This window comes from Arsenicicoccus sp. UBA6765 (genome assembly GCF_002453335.1).
GTDB lineage: Bacteria > Actinomycetota > Actinomycetes > Actinomycetales > Dermatophilaceae > Arsenicicoccus > Arsenicicoccus bolidensis.
In genome coordinates this window covers 1-22,146 of the sequence record NZ_DKGR01000033.1, presented here as the reverse complement: position 1 = coordinate 22,146, position 22,146 = coordinate 1, and the positions used below count along the sequence as shown (strand labels likewise).

Below are 22,146 nucleotides of genomic sequence, written 5' to 3'. Positions count from 1 at the left end.
TGGGTTGACCGCTCAGCGGCTCGCGTGCGTTCAGCGGCGCTGATAGACCTCTCGCCGGTGGCCGACCGCCAGGACCAGGACGACGAGGACGCCGTCGTGGATCTCGTACACGATGCGGTAGTCCCCGGTCCGCACCCTCCACTCGCCGTCTCCGCCGACCAGCTTCTTCGCGCTCGGAGGACGGGGGTCGGACGCCAGGAGCTCCACGGCGGCCTGAACACGCCGGCGTGCGGCGCCATCGAGCTTGCGGAGCTGTCGGGCTGCAGCGGGGCTCAGCTCGATGCGGTAGCTCATGCCAGGCCCAGGTCCGCCTTGACCTGGTCCCACGGGACGGCGCCCTCGGAGGTCATCTCGCTGCGGGCAGCGCGGGCTGCCTGGATGTCGGCCAGGTCCTCGGCGGCCTCGATGAGGCGGTCGAGGTCGTCGGCATCGATGACGGCCGCGACGCGCTGCCCGCGTCGCGTGAGATAGACGGGGTCGTGGCGCACCCGTGCCTCGTCGACGACATCGGCAAGTCGCGCGCGGGCGTCGCTGACGGTGAGTTCGGTCATGACACCATGGTGCGCCGGAAACGCTGAGATGTACATCGCAGCGCTGCCGCTAGCTGCGCCGGGTCTCCTCGTAGCGCCGCAGCGCCTCTCGCCGCTCCTCTGCGTGGTCCACGACGGGCTCGGGATAGCCGTGCGCGTAGCCGTCGAGGACCTTCCACGGCTCGTGCACGGCCTTGCCGGCGACGTGGGCCAGCTCGGGCACGTAGCGGCGGACGTAGTCGCCCTGCGGGTCCCAGCGCTTGCCCTGCTCGACCGGGTTGAACACCCGGAAGTAGGGGGCGGCGTCGGTGCCGGTGCCCGCCGCCCACTGCCAGCCGTGGTTGTTGGAGGCGAGGTCGCCGTCGACCAGCAGGTCCAGGAAGTGGCGGGCGCCGTGGGGCCACCAGATGTGCAGGTCCTTGACCAGGAAGGACGCCGTGACCATGCGAAGCCGGTTGTGCATCCAGCCTTCGCGTGCGAGCTGGCGCATCCCGGCGTCCACCATGGGATAGCCGGTCCGCCCCGCGCGCCACGCGTCCAGGAGCCCGGCGGCGTCCTCGTCGGTGGCGGGGTCGGCATACGGCATCGACGACAGCTCCCGGCGCAGGTCGCCCCAGGCGGAGTCGGGCCGCTGCCACAGCACGTCCGCGTAGAACTCGCGCCAGCACAGCTCGTTGACATAGCGCTGCGCCGAGTCGCCCTGTGCTGCAGGGTGCCTCGCGAGGTCGTGCAGCAGCGTGCGCGGGTGGATGGTGCCGTGCTTGAGGTGCATCGACATCCGCGAGGTGCCGTCCAGGTCGGGGCGGTCGCGGTCCTCGCCATAGGTCTCGAGCGGGCCGTCGAGGAAGTCCGCCCAGGCCGCCCGCGCCGCGTCCTCGCCGACCGGGTGCATCGGCTCGACGTCCGGCAGGGGGTCGGAGTCCACGTCGGCGTGCCAGTGCAGGTCCGTCGGGACGGGGGCGGGGGCCGGCCAGCCGTGGTCGCGCCAGGCCCGCGAGAACGGCGTGAACACCTTGTACGGCGTGCCCGAGCCGGTCGTGAGGGTGCCGGGGCCGACGGCATACGGGCATCCCCTGGCGACCATCGCCACGTCGGCGGACTCGAGGGCGGCGCGCACCTGCTCGTCCCGGCGCCGGCCGTAGGGCGTGGCCTCGGCCGACACGTGCACCCGACGCGCCCCCACCTCGGCGGCGACGGCCGGCACGACCTGCTCGGGGCGTCCGCGTCGGACCACGAGGGCACCGTCGGTGGCCTCCCGCAGCGCCCGGACCGCGCCGAGATAGGCGTCGCGGCGCGGCCCGCCGGCCCGGTCGAGGGCGGGGTCGACGACCACCAGGGGCAGCACGGAGCCGTCCTCGGTCGCGGCCATCAGGGCGGGGTGGTCGTGCAGCCGCAGGTCGCGGCGCAGCCACAGCACGCTGGTCACGGGGTGGCTCCTCCTTCCGGGGATCCGCCTGAGGTCGTCACGTCCGCCTGGGGTGCGAACCCAGACGGACGTGACGACCTGACGTAGGTCAGGACGGGTCGACCGAGCCGGTGTCGGCCTTGCCGTCCTCGTGGATCTGCTCGGCGAGCTGGTCGACGTCGGCCTCGGCCACGTCCACCCCCGCCTCGTCGAAGCCCTCGCGCAGCTCCTGCGCCACGGTCTGCTCCTCGGCGCCCTCCTGCCAGGACTCGACGCGCTCCACGACGTTGTCGACGGCCTCGTCCTTGGCCGCCTGGACCTCGTTGGGGTTCTCGCTCATCTGTCTCTCCTTGCTGTCTGGATCGGTGGAGCCGCTCGGCCGGTCACGCCGGGCGGGTGAGGCGTGGGACCGTCAGAGGTCGACCGTCTCGTTGTCACCCTCGACGCGCTTGCCCGTCACGGCGGACTTGACCAGGTTGGCGAGCTGGACGACCTTGCTGCCACCGGGCGCGTCCCAGTACTCCGCGGTGTCCCCCGTGACCTCGATCAGGATGTTCTCGGGGTTCTCCGGACCGCCCTCCATCCACGCGCCGGTGAACGTGCCCCACAGCTCCTCGAGCTTGGCGCGGTCGTCGACGACGCGGGCCGTGCCGGACAGGGACACCCACGAGCCGTTGCCGGCATACGCGAGGTTGACCTGCGGGTTGGCCTGCAGGTCGCGGACCTTCTCGGTGTTGCGCTCGGCGATGAACCACACGGTGCCCGTGAAGTCGACGTCCTGCGTCGCCATCGGGCGGGACACCAGGCGGCCGGTCGCGTCGGCCTGGGTCATCATCGCGATGCGGGTGCTCTTGATGATCTCGGCGACCTTCTCGTGCTGCTCGTCGGTCATGTGCTTCTCCTCTGCGTCGGTTTCATCGGTGTGATCGGTTGGTCGGGCGGGTGGCGGGATCGGTCAGGTCCTGCGCCGCCTGGTAGGCCGGGCGCCGCAGCACCCGCACCCAGGTCGGTGGTCGCAGCCCGGCGAGGGGCCGGTCGACGGGCGCGAACCGCAGCGGTCGGTCCTCGCCCCACGGTCCGTCGAGCTCGAGCTGACCGACGCGGTGCCAGTGGTCGTGCGTGCCCGACCAGGACAGGTCGTATGCCGACCGGCCCGCCGGGTCGAGCCGTAGCCACACGGCGCCGCGGGAGCCGAGCTGGGGGAGCAGGGTGGTGAGCGGGCCGCCCGCCTCGTGCAGGTGCACCGTCAGCAGCCACCGGGTCAGAGCGCCGGTGCCGGTCGACGCGAGGAGCAGGTCGGCGGGGCCGCCGTCGTCGGCCGCGCCCTCGATCCGCAGCGCCACGCCCATGACGTCGGGGCCGTGGTGGGCGAGCGACATGGCGCGCGACGACCGCACCGTGCACCGGTGCCGTCCGGGGTGGTCGAGGAGCGGGACGCCCGACGCGGGCCCCTCGCCCAGCGCCGTGAGCGTGCCCGTCCCCACCCGGCCGTAGGCGTGCAGCGGCTTGTCCCGCCGCACCACCGCCACGGCGCCCAGCCCGGCCGCGAGGCCCAGCCCACCAGCCGCAGACCCCACCGTGCGGAGCACCTGCAGCGGGCTCGGCGATCGCCGGGCGGTCATGACGAGCCCCGCTCGTACCGCGCCCGGACCGCGTCGACGGTGTCGGCCTCGGCGGCGGTCTTGTCGTCGCGGTAGCGCAGCACCCGCGCGAACCGCAGGGCCATCCCCGCCGGGTAGCGCCGGGAGGTCTGCACCCCGTCGATCGCGATCTCGACGACCTGCTCGGGGCGCACGTGCACCACGTGGCCCGACCGGGAGGTCTCGAGAGCCAGGAAGCGCTCGGTCTGCCAGGCGAGCATCTCGTCGGTCATGCCCTTGAAGGTCTTGCCGAGCATGACGAACCCACCGGCCTCGGTGTCGCGCGCGCCGAGGTGGATGTTGCTGAGCAGCCCGGAGCGTCGCCCGCTGCCCCACTCCACGGCGAGCACCACCAGGTCGAAGGTGTGCCGCGGCTTGACCTTGATCCACCCGCTGCCGCGGCGGCCGGCGGCATACCGGGTCTCGGGGTCCTTGACCACGACCCCCTCGTGCCCGGCGGCGACCAGGTCGGCGAAGAACGCGGTGGCCGCCTCCCCGTCACCCGTCAGGAGGGAGGGGACGAGGTGGTCGGGGGCGATGCGCCGCAGGGTCGCGTCCCGCTCGTGCTGCGGCTCGTCGACGAGGTCGATCCCGTCGAGGTGCAGCACGTCGAACAGGTAGGTGGTCAGCGGGGTCCGCTCCCGCAGCGCCTCGACGTCGGCGGAGGAGGCGGTCCGGGCGCCGGTGACCTGGAAGGGGTGGGGACGCCCGTCGGGGCGCAGCGCGATCGCCTCGCCGTCGAGCACGACCCGTCGCACGTCGAGCGAGCGCGCGACCTCGACGACCTCGGGCACGCGGCCGGTGATGTCGTCCAGGCTGCGGGTGTAGACGCGGATGTCGTCGCCGTCCCGGTGCACCTGGATGCGGATGCCGTCGAGCTTGCACTGGACGACGCGCTCGCCGCCGGTCTCGTCGAAGGCCTCGGGGACGCTGGGCGCCGACCCGGCCAGCATGGGCCGCACCGGGCGCCCGACCTCGAGCCCGATCGCCTCGACGGCCTCCGCACCACCCGTGGCGGCGGCCTCGGCCACCGGACCCAGGTGGCCGGCCATCATGGCGCCCCGGCGCACCACGGCCTCGGGGAGGTCGTATGCCGCCGCGACGGCCGCCACGAGCGATCCGTCCTGCGCGCCATGCCGCAGCTCGCCGACGAGCAGCGCTCGCAGGAACTCCTGCTCGTCGGCGGTCGCCGTCTCGAGCAGCGTGGTGAGGGCCTGCGCGCGGGCGGCCGCGGACCCGGCCCCGGACAGGCCGGCGAGCTGCGTGGCCGCGCGGTCGACGTCCTGCACGGTCAGGCTGGCCTCGGCCGCCGGAGACGGCGGGGTGCTGATCGCGCGGTAGCCGACGCCGACGCGGCCCTGCGGCAGCACGCCGGCGAGGTGCGCGGCCACGACGCCGACCTCCTCGGGGTCGGCGCGACGCAGGACCTCGGCGAGCAGGGTCGTCTTGGCCGTGCGGGACCTCGTCGCCGCCACGGCGTGCGAGGCGGCGACCAGGTCGGCATACGGCAGGGTCATGCGCGGTGGTGCTCGTTGTTGCGGTGGGCCGCGCGCGTGCCGAGCGTGGTGAGGACCTCGACCACGGGGTTGCTGAGGCGGCGGCGCGCCTCGTGGCCGGTGATCGTCTCGCCGTCGCCCGTGCCCGACGGGAGGATGCGGGACATGAGACCGAGCGCGCGGACCGTGGTGGAGGGCAGGAGCCCGGCGACGCGCGCGCCGACCTTGCTGAGCGGGGAGAGCAGGGCGACGGGGTCGCCGGCGAGGGTCGCGTCGACCATCTGCGCGGCGGCGCGCTCGGCGCTCATCGACACCAGCGGCAGGGAGGCGCCGGGCGCGAACCAGGCGTACTCCTTGGCCTGGTCCCCGATGAACTGCGCCTGCAGGTGCGAGCCCGTGCGCATGAGGCCGGGGACGATCGCGGTCGCGGTGACGCCGGTGCCGGCCAGCTCGGCGTGCAGCCCCTCGGTGAAGCCCACCGCCCCGAACTTGGCCGTGCTGTAGGGCAGCAGGTGCGGCACGCTGATCTTGCCGCCGATGGAGGTGACGACGCCGATGCGACCGCGGCGGCGGGCGCGCATCGCCGGGAGCACGGCGAGGGAGAGGTTGATCGGACCCCAGAGCATGACGTCGATCGCCTGCTCGAAGTGGCTGCGGTCGGTGGCCTCGAGCGGCCCGACCTGGATGATCCCGGCGACGTGCATGGCCACCGTGATCGGGCCGACCTCGCGCTCGACCTCGGCGACCATCTGCTTGACGCGCTCGTGGTCGGTGACGTCGCAGACATAGGTGTGCGCGTCGGCGCCCTCGGCCGTCAGCTGCGCGCGGGCGTCGTCGAGCTCGTCCTGGTCACGGGCGCAGATCGCCACGCGGAAGCCGCGGCGGCCCAGCTCGTGGGCCACCAGCAGGCCGAGGCCGCGGGAGGCGCCGGCCACGAGGGCGACCCGCTGCTGCCCGCCCGTGAGGTCGCGGGCGGAGTCGGTCGTCGGGGACGTGACGGTCTGGGCTGCGCTGCTCATGACCTTCGCCATACCACTTCCACGATGGAACAAACCCCCGACCTACCTCAGGTAGTCACATCCACCCGCCTTCGCCCGCCAGGCGGATGTGTCGAGGGTGGGTCGACGTGTCGAAGGCCGGTCGATGTGCCCCAGGCCGGTCGATGTGTCCCAGGCCGGTCGATGTGCGGCCGGTCCGCGGCCTGCTCGTATGGCGGCACCGCCCGTCTGGGCCTGCCGCCGACGTCTCGGCTGCCGTTCCCCGTCTCGGCTGCCGCTCCCCGTCTCGGCTGCCGTTCCCCGTCTCGGCTGCCGCTCCCCGTCTCGGGCTGCCGCACAAGACGGGAGATGGTCGCCGAGACGGAGGACGCACGCCGAGACGGCGGGTGGAGGACGGGCGGAGGACGGAGGACGGAGGACGGGCGGAGTGAGGCAGCGGCCGCGACCGACCGACCGGGCCGGGTCAGGGGTGGGTGAGCTGCTGGAGCAGGTGCCCGAGCCCCTCGCGGGCGCGACCGGGCATGCGACCTGACGTGCGGACGACCGAGGCGCGGGTGCTCGTGACGGGCCAGCCCGCGGCGGCCAGGGCGGCCAGCAGCGCGGTCTCCTCGCCGTGCGCGACGGCCGGGAAGCCGCCGACCGCGAGATAGGCGTCGAGGCGGATGGCGAGGTTCGCGGCATACGCGTGCTCGTGGGTGTCGGGGCCGGTGATGCCGGACCGGACGATGCTGTCGTAGGCCGCCCGCGCCTCGGGCGTCGCCGTCCAGTCGGTCAGCTCGACCATGCCGGCGACCGCCACCGCCGAGCGGGAGACGGCGACGTCGAGGAGGGACCTGACCCAGCCGGCAGGCACGACGGAGTCGGCGTCGGTGCTGAGCAGCCAGGTGCTGCCCGGGGCGAGGGGCCAGCGCTCCAGCGCGGCGCGGACGCCACGGTCGCGGACCTCGCCGACCGTGACGGACGTGGCGTCCTCGACCACGAGGCCGGACAGGGGGCCGTCCGGCCGCAGCGCGACGCGAGCCACGGCCGCCGTGCCGTCGGTGCAGCGGTGGGCGTTGACGACCACCCGCGACGGTCCGGGCCACCCGGCCAGCGCCCGACCGACGGAGGACAGGGCCGCGGGCAGCCGCCGTGCCTCGTCGTGGGCGGGGAGGACGACGAGCAGGGCGGGAGGGGCGGCCAGGTCAGCGGACGAGCCCACCGAGGTAGCCCTGGTCGGCGTCGCGGTTCTGCTGCGCGACGTAGAGGTCGAGGTCCGCCAGCGCCTGCGCCAGGTCGCCGTCGAAGGCCATCCCCGCGGGGCCGGCGAGGACGCGGCACTCCTCGAGCACCGCGCGGGAGGCGGCGGCCACGCCGGCCCGCACCTCGGTCGACAGCTCCTGGCCACGTCCGCCGGCTCCGCGCGCCGGGGATGCCTCGGAGGACGACGCCGAGGACGACGTCGAGGACGACCCGAGGTCTGGCTCCGACGACGCCAGCACTCGACCTGCCGTGTCGAGCAGCGCTGCGGCGCAGGCGAGCTCGGTGCGGATGCGGCCCCAGCGCGCGGTCCGCGCGGGGGCAGGAGGGGCCCCCGCCGTCGCGCGCGCCGTGAGGTCTGCGACGCGTGCCGCTCCACCGGCCCAGACCGCGGCCACGCCGACCCCGCCGGGGAAGAAGCCGGGACGCCCGAGGTAGAAGCCCTCGTCGCCGACCTGCGCGTCCGTGGTCGCCCCGACGCCCTGGACGGGGACGGTCAGGGAGCGGGAGTCGATCATCGCGGGCGTCCGCCACGAGTCCTCGTCGCCCTGCCACGTGCTCACGTCGAGGTCGAGCAGCACGGATCGCTCCTCGTCGAGCCACACCGGCAGCAGCGCCCGCTCGATGAGGCCCACGCCCGACGCGAACCGCAGCGTCCCGTCGAGCACCCAGCCACCGTCCACCGGCGTCGCTCGCACCCCGGTGGCGTGCGAGCGAGAGGCCCAGACGCCGTATGTCGCACCACCGTGAGGCCCTCGTCCCGCCTGCGCGAGGATCCGCACGGCGTCGACGTGCCCCTCGGTGAGGCGGCCCAGGGGGATCGAGGTGCGGCCCACCGCCAGCAGCGCGCGCAGCAGCGCCGGCCAGTCGAGGGAGGCCCAGTCGTGCGACGCGACGAGGGCGGGCAGCGTCGCGTCGGGCAGCGCGGCGGGGAACGGCGCCAGCGTGCAGAGCGGCTCGTCGGCGGTGGTCACGTGGTCTCCTCGGTGGGGGTGGGCCGGCCGATCCAGTGCCCGGCGACGAAGTCGGTGTCCTCGTGCCGCACCGCGCGCTCCCACCCGCCCGCGGTGAGGCGGGCGTCGAGCTCGGCGGTGACGTCCGCCCCGGACAGGTGGGCGTCGTGCGGGTGGTGCCGCCAGTGGACGGCGACCACCTCAGCTGCGTGATCGGTTGTGTCGCGACCGGACTCGCTCTCGGCAGCGACCAGCATGGCGTCGTAGGTCGCCTGCCGCGAGGCCTCGTCGAGGTAGTAGAGGACCTCCGACGCGACGACCAGGTCGCAGGACCCCGCCGGCACGGCACGAGCAGGGAGCGCGCTGACCGAGACGTCGGCGTCCTTGTCGCGCAACAGGTCTCGGGTCAGCTCGACGGCGGTGGGGGCCGCGTCGGTGGCGGTGACGCGGGCGCACCGGGCGGTGAGGGCGAGCGCGAGATCGCCTGTGCCGCAGGCGAGGTCCCAGGCGTGGGCATAGCGCTCGCGGGTGAGCGAGGCGACGACGGCCTGGATCTTGCGGCGTTCGTACCAGCTGGTGCGGACGCCGAAGGGGTCCGGGTCCTCGCGGTAGCGATCCTCGAAGTCCGTTGCGCCAGAGAGATGCCCGGTCACGATGAGGCCTCCTGGGCGCCGTCGACCCGTCGCCAGGCGCTGCCGTCGTAGGTCACGAGCCCTCGCTCGGCGAAGGCCTGCAGCCAGCCCTCCATGGGCCACTCGCCCCAGCGCCGGTGGTAGGTCGCCGCGTTGCGCAGGATGTCGTCGAGGTGCTCGACGGGCGGGCTCGAGACCGGGTGGTGCTGGTGATAGGCGTGGGCGCCCCCGACCCACACCAGGTCGACGCCCTCGCGCCGCGCGACCATGCCGAGGTCGGTGTCCTCGCCGCCGTAGCCGTCGTAGTCGGTGCAGAACCCGCCGAGCCGGCGCCACGTGGCGGGGGTGCAGGCGAACGACAGCGACCAGAACAGCCGGTGGTCGCCGCCCCGCACCAGCTCGCCGTCGCCCGGGGCCGGCCGGGCCGCGTGCGGGGAGGTCCAGCGGTCCAGCTGGTCGGGGGCGGGGGAGCCTGCCTCGGCGGGCAGGTAGGTCACCGGTCCGCACAGGAGCGCGTCCCCGAGCCTGCTTGCGGCGGAGGCATATCCGTCCACCAGGTCACGGCCGGGCAGGCAGTCCACGTCGAGCAGCACGACGAGCTCGGCGCCGAGGTCGAGGGCCCGCTGGACACCTGTGTTGCGGGCCCGCGCGAGCGGCAGGTGCCCGGGCGGTGCCGGCACCTCGACGACGTGCACGCCGGCCGCCTCGCCCACCACGTCGGCGATCTGCGGGTCGCCCATGGCGACGACGACGTGCTCGGGCGGGGTCGGGAGGGCCGCGAGGTGGGCGCGCTGCGCGGCCAGGTGCGTATGACGCCCCGCGGCGATCGTCACGACGACCACCCTCATGGCGCGACCGCCCTCATCGCGCGACCACCCCGTCGGCGGCGGCCTGGATGGCCTGGGCGGCCCGGGCGGCGGCGCCGTCGGTGCGCCAGCGCTCCCACGCGGGGTCCAGGGCCATCGCCTCGTCGAGGACGGCGGCCCAGTCGGTCGGCCACGTGTCGCGTACGACGGCGAGGCCGTGCTGCGCGAGCACGCCTGCGGTGGCTCGCTGCTCGTCGAACGGCCGGTCCTCGGCGACGACGACGGCCCGGCAGCCCGCGACGGCGACGTCGGCGACGGAGTTCTGCCCGGCGGCGATCACCGCCACGTCCGTCGACACGAGCAGGGGCAGGACGTCGGCGTGCCACTCGCCGAGGGGACCCGCGACCGTCCACTGCCAGCCGGGGGTCGCCGCACGTGCCGCGTCCAGGTCGGCGGGGCCGAGGCGGCTGCCACCCGCGCCGCCGAGCAGGAGCACCCGCCGTGGGCCATCATGACGGGGCGCCGTGGCCGCCGTGGTTGCCGGGGAGGCAGTGGCAGTGGGAGGGGCCGGGAGAGGGCGGCCCGCGTGGCGGGAGATGCCCCCGGCATACGTGACCTTGTCGGCGCGTCGTCGCAGGTAGCCGGGTTGGTAGAGCTCGCCGGGCCACGGCGCGACGATCGCCCGGGCCAGGTCGTGGCCGAGCTCGTGCGGGGCGTCGTCGCGGTCGCCGGGCATGGCCATCACGACGACCGGGATCCCGAGCGTCCGCACGAGCACCGTGACCTCCACCGACACGTCCACGACGACGAGCCGCGGGCGCACGCGCGTCACCCACGAGGCGATCGCGGCCAGGCGCTCGGTGTGGCCGAGGTTGTCGACCGGGGCGTAGTGCAGCCGACCGCCGGGGCTCGCGTCGGTGCGGCCCTCGACGTCGTCCCGCGGCAGCTCGAGCCAGTCGGCCGCCCAGTCCTCCCGGGGCAGCGTGGACAGCACGGTGACGTCCTCGTCCAGGTGTGCGGTGATGGCCCGAGCCCGGTGCAGGTGACCGCGGCCCTGGTGATGGACGTACCAGCCGATCATGCGCCGACCTGCAGCCGGCGCACGACGTCCCGGGCCGACCGCCGGTCGCCCGGGCGGGGAGCGTCGCCGCGGGCCAGCTCGCGATAGACGTCGAGGTAGTCGGCGACCATCCGCTCGACCGACAGGGACGAGCGCGCGTGCTCACGCACGGTGTGCCGGTCCAGCGCGACGACCCGGGGGAGGGCCGCGGCGAGGGCCTCGACGTCCTCGGGGTCCACCAGCGAGCCGTACTCCGGCGTGGCGACGACCTCGGGGATCCCCCCTCGGCGGAACGCCGCAACAGGCGTGCCGCAGGCCAGGGACTCGGCCACCACGAGACCGAACGGCTCGTCCCAGCACGGCGTCACGAGCGCCGCGGCGCTGGACCCGACGAGGGCGGCGAGGTCGTTGTGGGCCAGGTGCCCGACGTACTGCACGTCCGGGCCGAGGCGTGGCGCGATCTCGCGGGCGAAGTACTCACGGTCGCTGAGCGGGCCCGCGACCCGGAGCGGCATGCCGGCCAGGCGGGCTGCGTCGATCGCGAGGTGCGGGCACTTCTCGGGCACGAGCCGGCCGGACCACACCAGCCAGTCGCCGCCCTCACCGAGCGGCCACTCGTCGAGGTCGACGCCGTTGTGCACGACCCTCGGCCGCTCGGGCAGGACCGACCACGCGTCCGCGGTGAAGCCGCTGACGGCGGCGAACCGGCTGCCGTGCTGCGGGTCGGCGAGCATGACGGCCGACTCGAGCCACGGGGTCGGCGGGGTGTGCAGGGTCGTCAGCATGGGCGTCGGCAGGGCACCCGCCATGGCCACCGGCAGGTGGTGCAGCGAGTGGTTGTGCACCACGTCGACGTCGCCGTAGCGACCCTCGGCGAGCGCGAGCATGACGCCGAGGTAGGCGTGGTGCTCGGCCATGAACTCGGGTGCGGGCATCGAGACGTCACGCGCCGCCGCGGGGGAGGCACGCCACGGTCGCCGGGGGAAGGCCAGGCCCGGCTCGACGCCGTCCGACCCCTCGGCCGCCGCGAGGATCACCTCGTGGCCCAGGTCTCGCAGTCGTCGCACCAGGTGCCACACGTGCGCCTCGAGCCCGCCCGCGAACGGCTCGCGGATGCGGTGGCGGTGCGGGGCGATGACGACGACGCGGAGGCGGGGCTTCACCAGCTGCCCGCGACGACGCGGGTGGCCCCGACGGGGACCCTCGTGGACCCGACCGGGTCCCGCCAGCGGCCCGGACTCCCTGGACCGGGGGATCCGTCGGCCACGTCGGGGGGCGAGGTGCCGACCGTGACCCGCGTGGACCCGGCGCAGGGGTTGTGCAGGGCGGAGGTGAGGGACCTCAGGCCCTCCCGCAGGGAGTGACCGAGGGAGTCGCCGAGGCGCTCCCCGAGCGCGGCGGCCGGACGATCGACCTGCTCGACGCGGCCGACCTGCTCGACGGTCGCGGCGCCAGGCGCCGCACCTGCACCGAGCACCCGGTCGTAGACCTCCTCGTGCACCCGCCGCGCGTGCTCGTCGGCCGACGACCGGCGGGCCAGCCGCTCGGCGGCGTCGCCCCAGGGCACCTGCCACGGCTCACCCCCGGCGCGCGTGCGGTCCGCGACGAGGTGCTGCAGCGCCGTCCCGACCGCCTCGGGCTCGTCGAACTCCGCGTGGAAGCCCACGTCGTCGTGCTGCTCGGCGTAGTGCCCCACCGCGGGCGACAGGCACGAGGCGCCGAGGTCCCAGCACAGCTCCAGCCAGCCGGAGTGCGTGCCGTGGGCATAGGGCAGGACGACCACGTCGGTCCCGGCGATCCACGCGGCCAGGGCGTCGTCGTCCAGCCGCGGGCGCACCCGCAGGTCGACGCACGCCACGGCCGAGGCCAGGCCCTCGACGGCGGCGAGGACGTCCAGCCGGCGGGCGTCGTCGCTGCGCAGCACCTCGTCGTTGACCGTGACGACCAGCGTGCCGCCGAGCTCCCCGACCGTCGCGGCCAGGGGTGCGAGCCAGGAGGTGGGGTCGACGTTGGCGCGGACGGCCCCGAGCGGCACACCCACCCGCAGCCCGCGCTGGCGGTTGCAGCGTGACGTGTCGGAGCGACGGACCCAGGCGTCGTCGGCGATCTGGGGGTGGGGCAGGACGACCGCCTCGCGGCCCCACCGCTCGCGGATCACCGCGGCCACGCCGGGCGTCAGCGTGATGACCTCGGCGGCGGCCGGGACGAGCACCCCGAGCGCGTCGAGGTGGGCCTGCTGGTCGCTCAGGTGCGGGTTGGCGAGGTCGTGCACGGTCACGACGAGCGGGATGCCGGCCCGCAGGAGCTCCTGGACCCACAGCGTCAGCTGGGCGGTCGTGGAGGACTCGAACCCGAAGTGCACGTGCACCACGTCCACCTCGTCGGCGTGCGCGACCAGCCACACGGGGTCGAGCACCATCGGGGGCCACCACACGCCGTCGCCGGCCGTTCGGCCAGGGGGTGGCGGGTCCTCGAGACGCACCGCTCGGTCGCCGCCCGCGCCGTCCGTGCCGATGGCACGGGGCAGCAGGCGGTCGACATACGGGTGTGCGCTGGGGACGCTGGCGACACGGATCACAGGACGCACCTCGGCCTTCGTCGATCACGCGGTCGGGGCCCACGGTCTCAAGGCTCCACTCACTGGCTTACCTGCGTACGGTTACCCCATGACCAGCGCTTCCATTCGTCCGCGCGTGGACGACAGCGACGGCCGGGTGCGGCACTACGGCGCGTTCTACGGGGTCGACGCCCTGCCCGAGGGGGACGGCCCGCTGGTGGTCGTCCTGGGCAACTGCCAGGCCGAGGCCGTGCGCGTCCTGCTCGACGGATCACCGTCCCGCGGCGTCCGGTCCGTGCGCGTCCCGCCCGTCTTCGAGATGACCGAGGACGACGTGGTGCACCTGGGTCTGCTGCTGGAGCGCACCGACGTGCTCGTGGGGCAGCCGATCAAGGACGACTACCGCGGTATGCCGCTCGGCACCGCCCAGGTCGCGCAGGCGCTGGCACCCGGGGCGCAGGTCGTGCGGATCCCCGTCAGCTTCTACGCCGGGCTCTATCCCTGGCAGGTGCTCGTCCGCACGCCCGAGAGCGGTGACCCGCCCGGCGTTCCGTACCACGACCTGAGGACCGTCCTCGAGGCCGCCGACGGCACGCGGCCACCGGACCGGCTGGACGCCGACGGCATCCGCGAGATCTCTCGCGCGTCCGTCGCGGAGCTGCGCCGCCGCGAGGACGCCGCCGGCACCGTGCGGGTGTCGGACGTGCTGCTCGAGGCCGGCGCCGACGCCTGCCACGTCGTCAACCACCCCGGCAACACCCTGCTCGTGGCCCTCGCCCGGCGGGTGCAGGAGCAGCTGGGCCTCCCCGTGGACGCGCAGGACCCCGGCCGGACCCTGCTGTCCGAGCTCTTCGCGCCGCTGGACCCCCGCGTGGTCGACGCCCTCGACCTGGACGCCGAGCCCCGCACCGGCTGGACCAGGCGCGGCGAGCACGTGCCCGACGACGAGGTCCGCGAGGTCCAGCTGGCCTGGCTGGCCGACCACCCCGACATCGTCCGCCTCACCCTCGAGCGCCACGCCGGCACCGCGCGGCTGCTGGGCCTGAGGTGACTCGGCCCGTCCCTGTGTCTCCGGTGTCTCGCGCGTCTCGCGTGTCTCTGATCCACCTCGTCGTCGGGCCGCCCGAGCACGGCGTGACGCGCTGCGCCCTCGAGCTGCACGGCACGGTCTCCCTGCGCGACCAGCCGGTCGTGCGCGTCCTCGACGGGGTGACGGCAGACCTCGCCGCCGCCCTCGTCGAGGCCGGCCACGGCCCGGGCACCCCGGTCCACGTGCACGTCACCGACCGCCTGCTGGGCCGGTCCGCGCCCGAGGCGGCTGCTCGGCTCGTGCCCGTCGCCGAGCGGTGGCCGTTGACCGTCACCCTGCACGACGTGCCGCAACCCTCGGACGGACCGGGGGCCCACGAGCGCCGGGCCGGGGCGTATGCCGATATCGTCGCCGCCTCCCGGGGCGTCGTCGTGAGCAGCCACCACGAGTCGGCGCTGCTGGACGACGCCCTGCGCCTCGCCGGTCGGCCGGGGCTCGTGACGGCGCGGCCGCGGGTCGTCATACCGCTCCCCATCGACCCGCCGGCCGAACCTCTCCCGCCAGCCGCCCCGACACCCGCCCCGACACCCGGGCCCTCGGACGCGGGCCCGATCGCCCCCGGCCGTCGCGAGGTCGGCGTCCTCGGCTTCCTCTATCCCGGCAAGGGCCACGAGGAGGCGCTCGAGGCGCTCGCCGCCCAGCCCGCCGACGTGGGCCTGGTCTGCCTGGGGCGGCCGTCCCCGGGCCACGAGGACCTGGTGGACGCTCTGCAGACGCGGGCCGCGGAGCTCGGGCGCGACTGCCGCATCACGGGATTCGTGCCCGACGAGGATCTGGTCGAGGCGCTGCGGGCGGTCGCGGTCCCCGTCGCGCCGCACCGCCACCTGTCGGCCTCGGGGTCGATCAACACCTGGCTCACGGCAGGCCGTCGCCCCCTCGTGCCGCGGTCGCGCTACGTCGAGGAGCTGGAGGCGCGCTGTCCCGGCGCCCTGCTCGTCTACGACGACCTCCACGTCGCCGTCGGACAGGCGCTGGAGGACCCCACGCTCACCTGGTTGGGACCCGAGGTCGTGCTCGGGCCCGATCGCGACGAGGCTGCTCGGTCGTACTCCGACACGTTCGCCGACTGGGCGACGCGTCCCGAGATCAGCGTGGTCGTGCCCTACTACGACGACCAGCGCGGGCTCGACCTGCTGCTCGCCGCCCTCGCCCGCCAGACGCTCCCCACCGGGTCGTTCGAGGTGGTCGTGGCCGACGACGGGTCGCCCCAGCCGCCGGTGCTGACCGACCAGCCGTATGCCGTGCGCCTCGTGCGTCAGCCCGACGCGGGGTTCCGGGCCTCGGCGGCCCGGCACCTCGGGGCCACCGGCTCGACCGGGCGAATCCTCGCCTTCCTCGACGGCGACACGCTCCCGACCCCGGACTACCTCGCCCGGCTGGTCGGCGCGGTGCGGTCAGGGGAGGGGCCGTGCGGGACGCTGGCGGTGGGACGGCGTCGGCACACCGACCTGTCGGGGCTGTCGCCTGCCGACGTGGTCGACCGGCTCGGCGCCGGCGCTGTCGGCCGCGGCGCATCCGTGCAGCCCGGGCTGCCGGCGCTGCCGGAGCCGGCGTGGCTCCGCGAGGCCTACGCCGCCAGCGACGACCTGCGCGACGCGGACGACCGGTCCTACCGCTTCGTCATCAGCGCCGTGATGGCCCTGCCGCGCGAGCTCTACGACGCCGCAGGGGGGTTCGACCCGTCGTTCGTGGGCTACGGCGGCGAGGACTGGGACCTCGCGCACCGCTGCTGGCTGGCCGGCGCGGACCTGCGGCACGTCCCCGACGCCGTGGCGTGGCACGACGGACCGGACTTCGCGGGGCGCGACGACGAGGACCGCCGCCGCACCAAGGACCTCGAGACCCTGCGCCTCGCCCGGGTCCTCACCGACCCGCTGGCCCGCGACCCACGCCTGGTCTGGCACTGTCCCCGCGTCGTGGTGCGCCTGCAGGTGGGTGACGCGGGCCCTGCGGCCGTGGCCACGTGCGTGGCGTCGCTCCTGGACGGCACGGACGCCGGCGTGTGGCTCGTGGACGCCGACCTGGATGGGGACTCGAACACTCCATCAGGCGGCGACCAGACCCTGATCACCGATCCGCGCGTCCACCGCGGCGAGCCGTCCCGCGAGGTGCTCCAGCGCTGCCGCGAGCAGGTCGACGTGCTCGTCCCCGTGGAGCTGGACGGCACCCTCACCGAGCTCGTCGACCGGGGGCCGGTCCGCACCGAGCTCGTCGTCGTCCGCCGTACCCGGGACCTCGCCCGCCACCGCGCGCGTCCCCGCTCGCAGACCGGCGCCGGCGGCGATGACGGCATCCCTGCGATGTCGTCGGCCGCGGTCGGCATACGGCCGGTCACCGACCCACCGCCCCTGGAAGCCGCGTGGGGCGGCTGGGCCTGAGCCCAGCCGCCCCACGGACGGTGCCTGTCGCGTCAGCCGCGACCGGCGGTCACGTCGACAGCGTCGGTCACTTCGACACGGTCGGGTAGCGGTCCCAGACGCGGTGCAGCGTCAGGAGCTCGGCCACCTGGTCGATGATCGCGGCGCCGTCGGCCACCACGACCCCCTTGGCGTCGGCGGGCAGACCCGCCGAGGTGATCGCCTCCGCGGAGACCGCGCCGATCGCCTTGCAGTGGCGGAAGGCCTCGCCGAGCATCAGCGCGATGCGCGGGTCGGTCTGGGTGCCCAGGGCGGCCTGGTCGCCGTTGCGGGCGTCGTACGACGGCACGGCGTCCGGCGCCGGGGCGATCTGCCCGGCCAGGACGATGGCGTCGAACTCCACCGACCGGGCGGTGGCAAAGGTCTTGTCGACCTCGACCGACCCGACCTGGCCGCCGTGCGGGCCGACGACGAAGGGCACCATCGAGGCCTTCTCCACGGCCTTGACCAGGGCCGTGACCGTGGCGTCGTCGCTCTGCTCGTCGCACACGATCCCGACCTTGCGCCCGTCGACGGGGAACGGCTTGCCGACCTGGGACAGGGCGGGGCTGGGCTCCACGTCGGCGACCTTCTCCGTGGCCTCGGGCGCCGGCAGGCCGAGGCCCTTGGCGACCGCGGCGCACAGGTCGGCGTCGATGTTGGCCAGGCACTGCAGCTGGCGCTCCCGGACGACCGGCACCGTGCACTTGCCGAGCTCGAAGGTGTAGGCCGAGACGATGTGGTCCTTCTCGACCGGCGTCATCGAGCGGTAGAACATCCGGGCCTGGGAGTAGTGGTCCGCGAACGACGCCGGGACCGCCCGGACCGTCTGCGAGGCCGCGACGACGGCGGGGTGGTCCACGAAGCCGCCCTGCTCGGCGGGCGCGGGGAAGGGATTGCCCGCGCCGAGGGAGTTGGGGCGGTAGGGCGCGACGCCCGCGTGGACGGCGTGCTGGTGGAATCCGTCCCGCTGGTTGTCGTTGACATCGACGTGCGGGCGGTTGATCGGCAGCTGCTGGAAGTTCGGGCCGCCGAGGCGCGTGATCTGCGTGTCCACGTAGGAGAACAGGCGGGCCTGCAGGAGGGCGTCGTTGACGACGTCGATGCCCGGCACCAGGTGGCCGGGGTTGAACATGACCTGCTCGACCTCGGCGAAGAAGTTCGTCGGGTTGGCGTCCAGGGTCAGCAGGCCGACCGGCTGCACGGGGGCGAGCTCCTCGGGGACCAGCTTGGTGGGGTCGAGCAGGTCGATGCCGGAGAACATCTGGTCCTCGGTGTCGTCGAAGACCTGGACGCCCAGCTCCCACTGCGGGAGGTGACCGCCCTCGATGGCGTCGTACAGGTCGCGGCGCTGGAAGTCGGGGTCGCCGCCCATGATGAGCTGCGCCTCCTCCCAGAGGGTGGAGTGGACGCCGGCCTTGGGCTTCCAGTGCCACTTGACCAGCTTGGTCGCGCCCGCCTCGTCGATGACGCGGAAGGTGTGGACGCCGAAGCCCTCCATCGTGCGCAGGGACAACGGCAGCCCCCGGTCGGACATGTTCCACAGCGTGTGGTGCTGGGCCTCGGTGTGCAGCGACACGAAGTCCCAGAAGGTGTCGTGGGCGCTCGCGGCCTGCGGGATCTCACGGTCCGGCTCGGGCTTGGCCGCGTGGACGATGTCGGGGAACTTGATGCCGTCCTGGATGAAGAAGACGGGGATGTTGTTGCCGACGAGGTCGAAGTTGCCCTCGGAGGTGTAGAACTTCACGGCGAAGCCGCGGGTGTCGCGCGGGGTGTCCGCAGAGCCCCGCGAGCCGAGGACCGTGGAGAAGCGCAGGAAGACCGGCGTCTCGACGCCCTTCTTGAGGAAGGCCGCGCGGGTGATGCTCTCGGCGGAGCCGTAGGCCGTGAAGGTGCCGTGCGCGCCGGTGCCGCGGGCGTGGACCACACGCTCCGGGATGCGCTCGTGGTCGAAGTGCGTGATCTTCTCCCGCAGGTGGTGGTCCTGCAGGAGCGTCGGGCCCCGGTCGCCGGCGCGCAGCGAGTGGTCCGTGTCGGGGACCCGCCGACCCACGGCGGTGGTCAGGTAGTCGCCCTGCTGGGCGCGGGCGTTGGGGTCCTTGCTGGCCTCGGCGCCGGTGGCCGTCCGCATCTCGGGGGCGCGCGTGTCGGGCGTGGGGGGCAGCGGGCCGCGGGGGTCCGTGGGCTCCTCCAGGGGCGGCGTGTAAGAAGTGTCGTGCGACATCGGTCCTCCTTGACGGTCGCCTCCGGGGGACGGGGCGACGTGGTGTGACATGCCTGGCCGGGGTGTGCACGCGTCTTGGCGCCCGGCTCCGTGCTCTCGTACCCGTCGGGGGGCGGGGCTATCCCCGCAGGGCTGTCTGCGGCGGGTCGCCGGTGACAACGGTCCCACGGGTTTGCAGCCGATCCGCCGCGGGTACGTCACCGTGGAGGGCCCCGGCACACCGTCGCTCGGCCCGTAAGCGGAAGGACCACCATCGTGAAGGCATTGACCTGGCAGGGCGTCGAGAAGGTCGCGGTCGAGGAGGTGCCCGACCCCCGGATCGAGCAGCCCACCGACGCCATTGTCCGCGTCACGTCCACCGCCATCTGCGGCTCGGACCTGCACCTCTACCGCGTGCTGGCGCCCTTCCTCCAGCGCGGTGACGTGCTCGGGCACGAGTTCATGGGGATCGTCGAGGAGGTCGGCTCCCAGGCTGGCTCGCTCAGGGTGGGCGACCGGGTCGTCGTGCCGTTCAACATCTCCTGCGGCCACTGCTTCATGTGCTCGATCGGCAAGCAGTCCCAGTGCGAGACCACCCAGGTCAAGGACCAGGACAAGGGAGCGGCGCTGTTCGGCTTCACGAGCATGTATGGCGCCGTCCCCGGCGGCCAGGCGGAGTACGTCCGGGTCCCGCAGGCCCAGTACGGCCCGGTCGTCGTGCCCGAGGAGGGCAGCGACGAGCGCTACCTCTACCTGTCCGACATCCTTCCCACGGCGTGGCAGGCCGCGAAGTACGCCGACATCGAGCCGGGCTCGACCGTCGCGGTCTACGGCCTCGGCCCGGTCGGCCAGCTCGCCACCCGCAGCGCCCTGCAGCTCGGCGCCGGCCGCGTGATCGGCGTCGACCGGGTGGACGAGCGGCTGGCGATGGCGCGCGGCTTCGGCGTCGAGACCGTCGACATGCGCGAGGTGGACGACCCCGCCGAGGCCATCCGCGAGATGACCGGCGGCCGGGGCGCCGACTCGGTCATCGAGGCCGTCGGCATGGAGGCGCACGGCTCCCCGGCCGGCAAGACCGCCTTCGACGTCGTGCCGCGGCTGCCCAAGGCGCTGGCCAAGCCGATGATCGAGACGGTGGGCTTCGACCAGCTCGCGGCGCTGCACGGCAGCTTCGAGGCGGTGCGGCGGGGCGGCACGGTCTCGGTCGTCGGGGTGTATGGCGGGGCGGCCGACCCCATGCCGATGTTGACGATGTTCGACAAGAACCTCACGATCCGGATGGGCCAGTGCAACGTCCGCCGGTGGACCGACGAGCTGCTCGAGCTCGTCCGTCAGGACGGGGACGTGTTCGGCACCGAGACGCTCGCGACCCACCGACTGTCGCTGGACGAGGCGCCCGGCGCCTACGAGACCTTCCAGAAGAAGCAGGACGGCTGCATCAAGGTGGTCCTCAAGCCCGGCGCCTGAGGGCTGACCCGGACGCACGCCGAGGCGGTGCTGACGACCCCCAAGTCCGTCAGCACCGCCTCGCGGTGCGTGTGAGCCTCCCCCTCGTCCGCTCACACACCTTGCAGACGTAGCGTCGGTCGTAGAGGTTGCCCAAAGCCAGGGGCTTTCTCGCTCATTCCCCCAGGTGGCCTACCTGCACGCGCGAGGCGTTATCCAAGCGTGACAGCGTGGGGGAGGCGGAGGTTCCGGCATACGGGATGGTGGTCCGCCTGACGAGAGGCGCGCGCCATGGTGAGCCCATGACCACCGCGCTGCCCGTCGTCTCCGCCGCCGCCGTCGAGGCAGCGGCCGCACGGCTCGCGGGCGTCGTCCGGACCACGGAGCTGCAGCGCAACGAGCGGCTGAGCGACCGCACCGGCGCGGAAGTCTGGCTCAAGCGCGAGGACCTGCAGCCCGTGCGGTCCTACAAGCTGCGCGGGGCCTACAACCTCGTGTCGCAGCTCGACGCCGCGCAGCGGGCCGCCGGGGTCATCTGCGCGAGCGCCGGCAACCACGGTCAGGGCGTCGCCTTCGCGTGCCGCCGGCTCGGCATCCGGGCCAGGATCTTCGTCCCCAGCACCACGCCCCGGCAGAAGCGCGACCGGATGCTCGCCCTCGGCGGCGACGCGGTCGAGCTGGTCGTCACGGGCGACACCTACGACGAGGCGGCGGGTGCGGCGGCGGTCGAGGCCACGGTCACGGGGGCGACCCTGGTGCCGGCGTTCGACGACCCGCGGACCCTCGTCGGCCAGGGCACCGTCGTGCCCGAGATCGTCGCGCAGCTGGGGCACGCCCCCGACGTGCTGGTCGTGCCGGTGGGTGGCGGCGGCATGCTCGCGGGCTGCCTGACCTGGGTCGCCGAGCACGCGCCGTCGACGTGCGTCGTCGGCGTCGAGCCCTCCGGTGCCGCGTGCCTCGCCGCGGCCCTCTCGGCCGGCGAGCCGATCGCCCTGCCCGCCATCGACTCCTTCGTGGACGGCGCGGCCGTGCGCCGGGCGGGGGACGTCACCTATCCGATCGCGCGCGACGCCGTCGAGGCCGGCCGCGCCGAGCTCGTGCAGGTGCCCGAGGGCAAGATCTGCACCGAGATGCTCGACCTCTACCAGGTCGACGGGATCATCGCCGAGCCCGCCGGGGCGCTCGCGGCGGCGGCGCTCGGTGGGGGTGACCGCGAGGAGATCGTCCACGTGGAGCCGGGCTCGTCGGTGGTGGTGATCGTGTCGGGCGGCAACAACGACGTCTCGCGCTACAGCGAGATCGTGGAGCGCTCCCTGGTGTACGAGGGCCGCAAGCACTACTTCCTGGTGAACTTCCCGCAGGAGCCGGGCGCCCTGCGGCGTTTCCTCGACGAGGTGCTCGGGCCCGACGACGACATCGCGCTGTTCGAGTACGTCAAGCGCTCCAACCGCGAGATCGGTCCTGCGCTGGTGGGCATCGAGCTCGGGCGGCCGTCGGACCTCGGCGGGCTGCTGCAACGCTTGGAGGAGAGCCCGATCCGGGTGGAGCGCGTCGACCCCGACAGCCCCTTCTACCGCTTCCTCGTCTGACCTACCGGGGGTAGGGGCATCAGCCGGGCTTCGTTCGCCAGGCTAATGATCCCGCCGGGGGTAGGGGCATCGGCCGGGCTTCGTTCGGAAGTTGTCAACCTGTCTT

General features: G+C 74.2%; 20 protein-coding genes. 4 read left to right on the top strand and 16 right to left on the bottom strand.

Translation table 11 applies throughout. From position 1 onward, the window contains the following. Positions 1-30: 30 nt before the first annotated feature. The 15 genes from B4K29_RS09105 to B4K29_RS09035 form a co-directional block, all read right to left on the bottom strand. Positions 31-294 (bottom strand): type II toxin-antitoxin system RelE family toxin, encoded by a 264-nt coding sequence (locus tag B4K29_RS09105; protein ID WP_019286911.1) that lies wholly within the window; start codon positions 292-294, stop codon positions 31-33. Further along, positions 291-551 (bottom strand): type II toxin-antitoxin system Phd/YefM family antitoxin, encoded by a 261-nt coding sequence (locus tag B4K29_RS09100; RefSeq protein ID WP_029210757.1) that lies wholly within the window; start codon positions 549-551, stop codon positions 291-293. Before B4K29_RS09100 ends, B4K29_RS09105 begins: the two co-directional genes overlap by 4 nt. A gap of 49 nt (positions 552-600) precedes the next feature. Further along, the gene (locus B4K29_RS09095) at positions 601-1,956 is read right to left on the bottom strand and encodes a cryptochrome/photolyase family protein (protein WP_239261346.1); all 1,356 of its coding nucleotides are present in this window, start codon (positions 1,954-1,956) and stop codon (positions 601-603) included. 88 nt (positions 1,957-2,044) lie between these two features. Further along, positions 2,045-2,275 carry a hypothetical protein gene (locus B4K29_RS09090; RefSeq protein WP_019286914.1) on the bottom strand — a complete coding sequence of 77 codons (231 nt, stop codon included), beginning with the start codon at positions 2,273-2,275 and terminating at the stop codon, positions 2,045-2,047. A 72-nt stretch (positions 2,276-2,347) separates the two neighbouring features. Continuing rightward, positions 2,348-2,827, bottom strand: a complete 480-nt coding sequence (locus tag B4K29_RS09085; RefSeq protein WP_029210755.1) for a pyridoxamine 5'-phosphate oxidase family protein — start codon at positions 2,825-2,827, stop codon at positions 2,348-2,350. 22 nt (positions 2,828-2,849) lie between these two features. Continuing rightward, the gene (locus B4K29_RS09080; RefSeq protein WP_029210754.1) at positions 2,850-3,557 is read right to left on the bottom strand and encodes a hypothetical protein; all 708 of its coding nucleotides are present in this window, start codon (positions 3,555-3,557) and stop codon (positions 2,850-2,852) included. After that, positions 3,554-5,092 carry an ATP-dependent DNA ligase gene (locus tag B4K29_RS09075; protein WP_286967112.1) on the bottom strand — a complete coding sequence of 513 codons (1,539 nt, stop codon included), beginning with the start codon at positions 5,090-5,092 and terminating at the stop codon, positions 3,554-3,556. Before B4K29_RS09075 ends, B4K29_RS09080 begins: the two co-directional genes overlap by 4 nt. Continuing rightward, entirely contained in the window at positions 5,089-6,090 is a 1,002-nt protein-coding gene (locus B4K29_RS09070; protein WP_286967111.1) for an SDR family NAD(P)-dependent oxidoreductase, read from the bottom strand. The genes B4K29_RS09075 and B4K29_RS09070 overlap by 4 nt, the downstream gene beginning before the upstream one ends. A gap of 442 nt (positions 6,091-6,532) precedes the next feature. Further along, positions 6,533-7,270 carry a glycosyltransferase gene (locus B4K29_RS09065; protein WP_286960152.1) on the bottom strand — a complete coding sequence of 246 codons (738 nt, stop codon included), beginning with the start codon at positions 7,268-7,270 and terminating at the stop codon, positions 6,533-6,535. Next, entirely contained in the window at positions 7,254-8,282 is a 1,029-nt protein-coding gene (locus tag B4K29_RS09060; protein WP_286967110.1) for a hypothetical protein, read from the bottom strand. The genes B4K29_RS09065 and B4K29_RS09060 overlap by 17 nt, the downstream gene beginning before the upstream one ends. Further along, positions 8,279-8,914: a class I SAM-dependent methyltransferase gene (locus tag B4K29_RS09055; RefSeq protein ID WP_029211066.1), complete on the bottom strand. Its 636-nt coding sequence runs from the start codon at positions 8,912-8,914 to the stop codon at positions 8,279-8,281. Before B4K29_RS09055 ends, B4K29_RS09060 begins: the two co-directional genes overlap by 4 nt. Next, a complete protein-coding gene (locus B4K29_RS09050; protein ID WP_286967109.1) occupies positions 8,911-9,726 on the bottom strand; it encodes a glycosyltransferase family 2 protein in 816 nt (271 codons plus the stop codon). Before B4K29_RS09050 ends, B4K29_RS09055 begins: the two co-directional genes overlap by 4 nt. 28 nt (positions 9,727-9,754) lie before the next feature. Further along, complete coding sequence (locus B4K29_RS09045) at positions 9,755-10,780, bottom strand: hypothetical protein (RefSeq protein ID WP_286960373.1); 1,026 nt, start codon at positions 10,778-10,780, stop codon at positions 9,755-9,757. Next, a complete protein-coding gene (locus tag B4K29_RS09040) occupies positions 10,777-11,922 on the bottom strand; it encodes a glycosyltransferase family 4 protein (RefSeq protein WP_286967108.1) in 1,146 nt (381 codons plus the stop codon). Before B4K29_RS09040 ends, B4K29_RS09045 begins: the two co-directional genes overlap by 4 nt. Then, positions 11,919-13,337, bottom strand: coding sequence for a glycosyltransferase (locus B4K29_RS09035; protein WP_286967107.1), 1,419 nt, complete (start codon positions 13,335-13,337; stop codon positions 11,919-11,921). Before B4K29_RS09035 ends, B4K29_RS09040 begins: the two co-directional genes overlap by 4 nt. Positions 13,338-13,425: 88 nt before the next feature. Between B4K29_RS09035 and B4K29_RS09030 the strand changes: the two genes are divergently transcribed. Together B4K29_RS09030 and B4K29_RS09025 are read left to right on the top strand one after the other, a co-directional pair. Then, positions 13,426-14,367 carry a WcbI family polysaccharide biosynthesis putative acetyltransferase gene (locus B4K29_RS09030; RefSeq protein WP_239261365.1) on the top strand — a complete coding sequence of 314 codons (942 nt, stop codon included), beginning with the start codon at positions 13,426-13,428 and terminating at the stop codon, positions 14,365-14,367. Between the two features lie 41 nt (positions 14,368-14,408). Beyond that, a complete protein-coding gene (locus tag B4K29_RS09025; protein WP_051274041.1) occupies positions 14,409-16,784 on the top strand; it encodes a glycosyltransferase in 2,376 nt (791 codons plus the stop codon). A 67-nt stretch (positions 16,785-16,851) separates the two neighbouring features. Here B4K29_RS09025 and B4K29_RS09020 read toward each other — a convergent pair whose 3' ends face one another. Then, complete coding sequence (locus tag B4K29_RS09020) at positions 16,852-19,026, bottom strand: catalase (protein ID WP_019286931.1); 2,175 nt, start codon at positions 19,024-19,026, stop codon at positions 16,852-16,854. A gap of 255 nt (positions 19,027-19,281) precedes the next feature. Here B4K29_RS09020 and B4K29_RS09015 point away from each other — a divergent pair, with 255 nt between their 5' ends. After that, positions 19,282-20,472 carry a zinc-dependent alcohol dehydrogenase gene (locus B4K29_RS09015; RefSeq protein ID WP_029211060.1) on the top strand — a complete coding sequence of 397 codons (1,191 nt, stop codon included), beginning with the start codon at positions 19,282-19,284 and terminating at the stop codon, positions 20,470-20,472. Positions 20,473-20,753: 281 nt separating this feature from the next. Next, a complete protein-coding gene (ilvA, locus tag B4K29_RS09010) occupies positions 20,754-22,040 on the top strand; it encodes a threonine ammonia-lyase IlvA (RefSeq protein ID WP_286967106.1) in 1,287 nt (428 codons plus the stop codon). Positions 22,041-22,146 lie beyond the last annotated feature (106 nt).

Bases quoted from the DNA above. Each gene is read 5' to 3' on its own strand.
- B4K29_RS09105 (WP_019286911.1), bottom strand. From the start codon at position 294: ATGAGCTACCGCATCGAGCTGAGCCCCGCTGCAGCCCGACAGCTCCGC.
- B4K29_RS09100 (WP_029210757.1), bottom strand. From the start codon at position 551: ATGACCGAACTCACCGTCAGCGACGCCCGCGCGCGACTTGCCGATGTC.
- B4K29_RS09090 (WP_019286914.1), bottom strand. From the start codon at position 2,275: ATGAGCGAGAACCCCAACGAGGTCCAGGCGGCCAAGGACGAGGCCGTC.
- B4K29_RS09085 (WP_029210755.1), bottom strand. From the start codon at position 2,827: ATGACCGACGAGCAGCACGAGAAGGTCGCCGAGATCATCAAGAGCACC.
- B4K29_RS09080 (WP_029210754.1), bottom strand. From the start codon at position 3,557: ATGACCGCCCGGCGATCGCCGAGCCCGCTGCAGGTGCTCCGCACGGTG.
- B4K29_RS09075 (WP_286967112.1), bottom strand. From the start codon at position 5,092: ATGACCCTGCCGTATGCCGACCTGGTCGCCGCCTCGCACGCCGTGGCG.
- B4K29_RS09070 (WP_286967111.1), bottom strand. From the start codon at position 6,090: ATGAGCAGCGCAGCCCAGACCGTCACGTCCCCGACGACCGACTCCGCC.
- B4K29_RS09045 (WP_286960373.1), bottom strand. From the start codon at position 10,780: ATGATCGGCTGGTACGTCCATCACCAGGGCCGCGGTCACCTGCACCGG.
- B4K29_RS09030 (WP_239261365.1), top strand. From the start codon at position 13,426: ATGACCAGCGCTTCCATTCGTCCGCGCGTGGACGACAGCGACGGCCGG.
- B4K29_RS09020 (WP_019286931.1), bottom strand. From the start codon at position 19,026: ATGTCGCACGACACTTCTTACACGCCGCCCCTGGAGGAGCCCACGGAC.
- ilvA (WP_286967106.1), top strand. From the start codon at position 20,754: ATGACCACCGCGCTGCCCGTCGTCTCCGCCGCCGCCGTCGAGGCAGCG.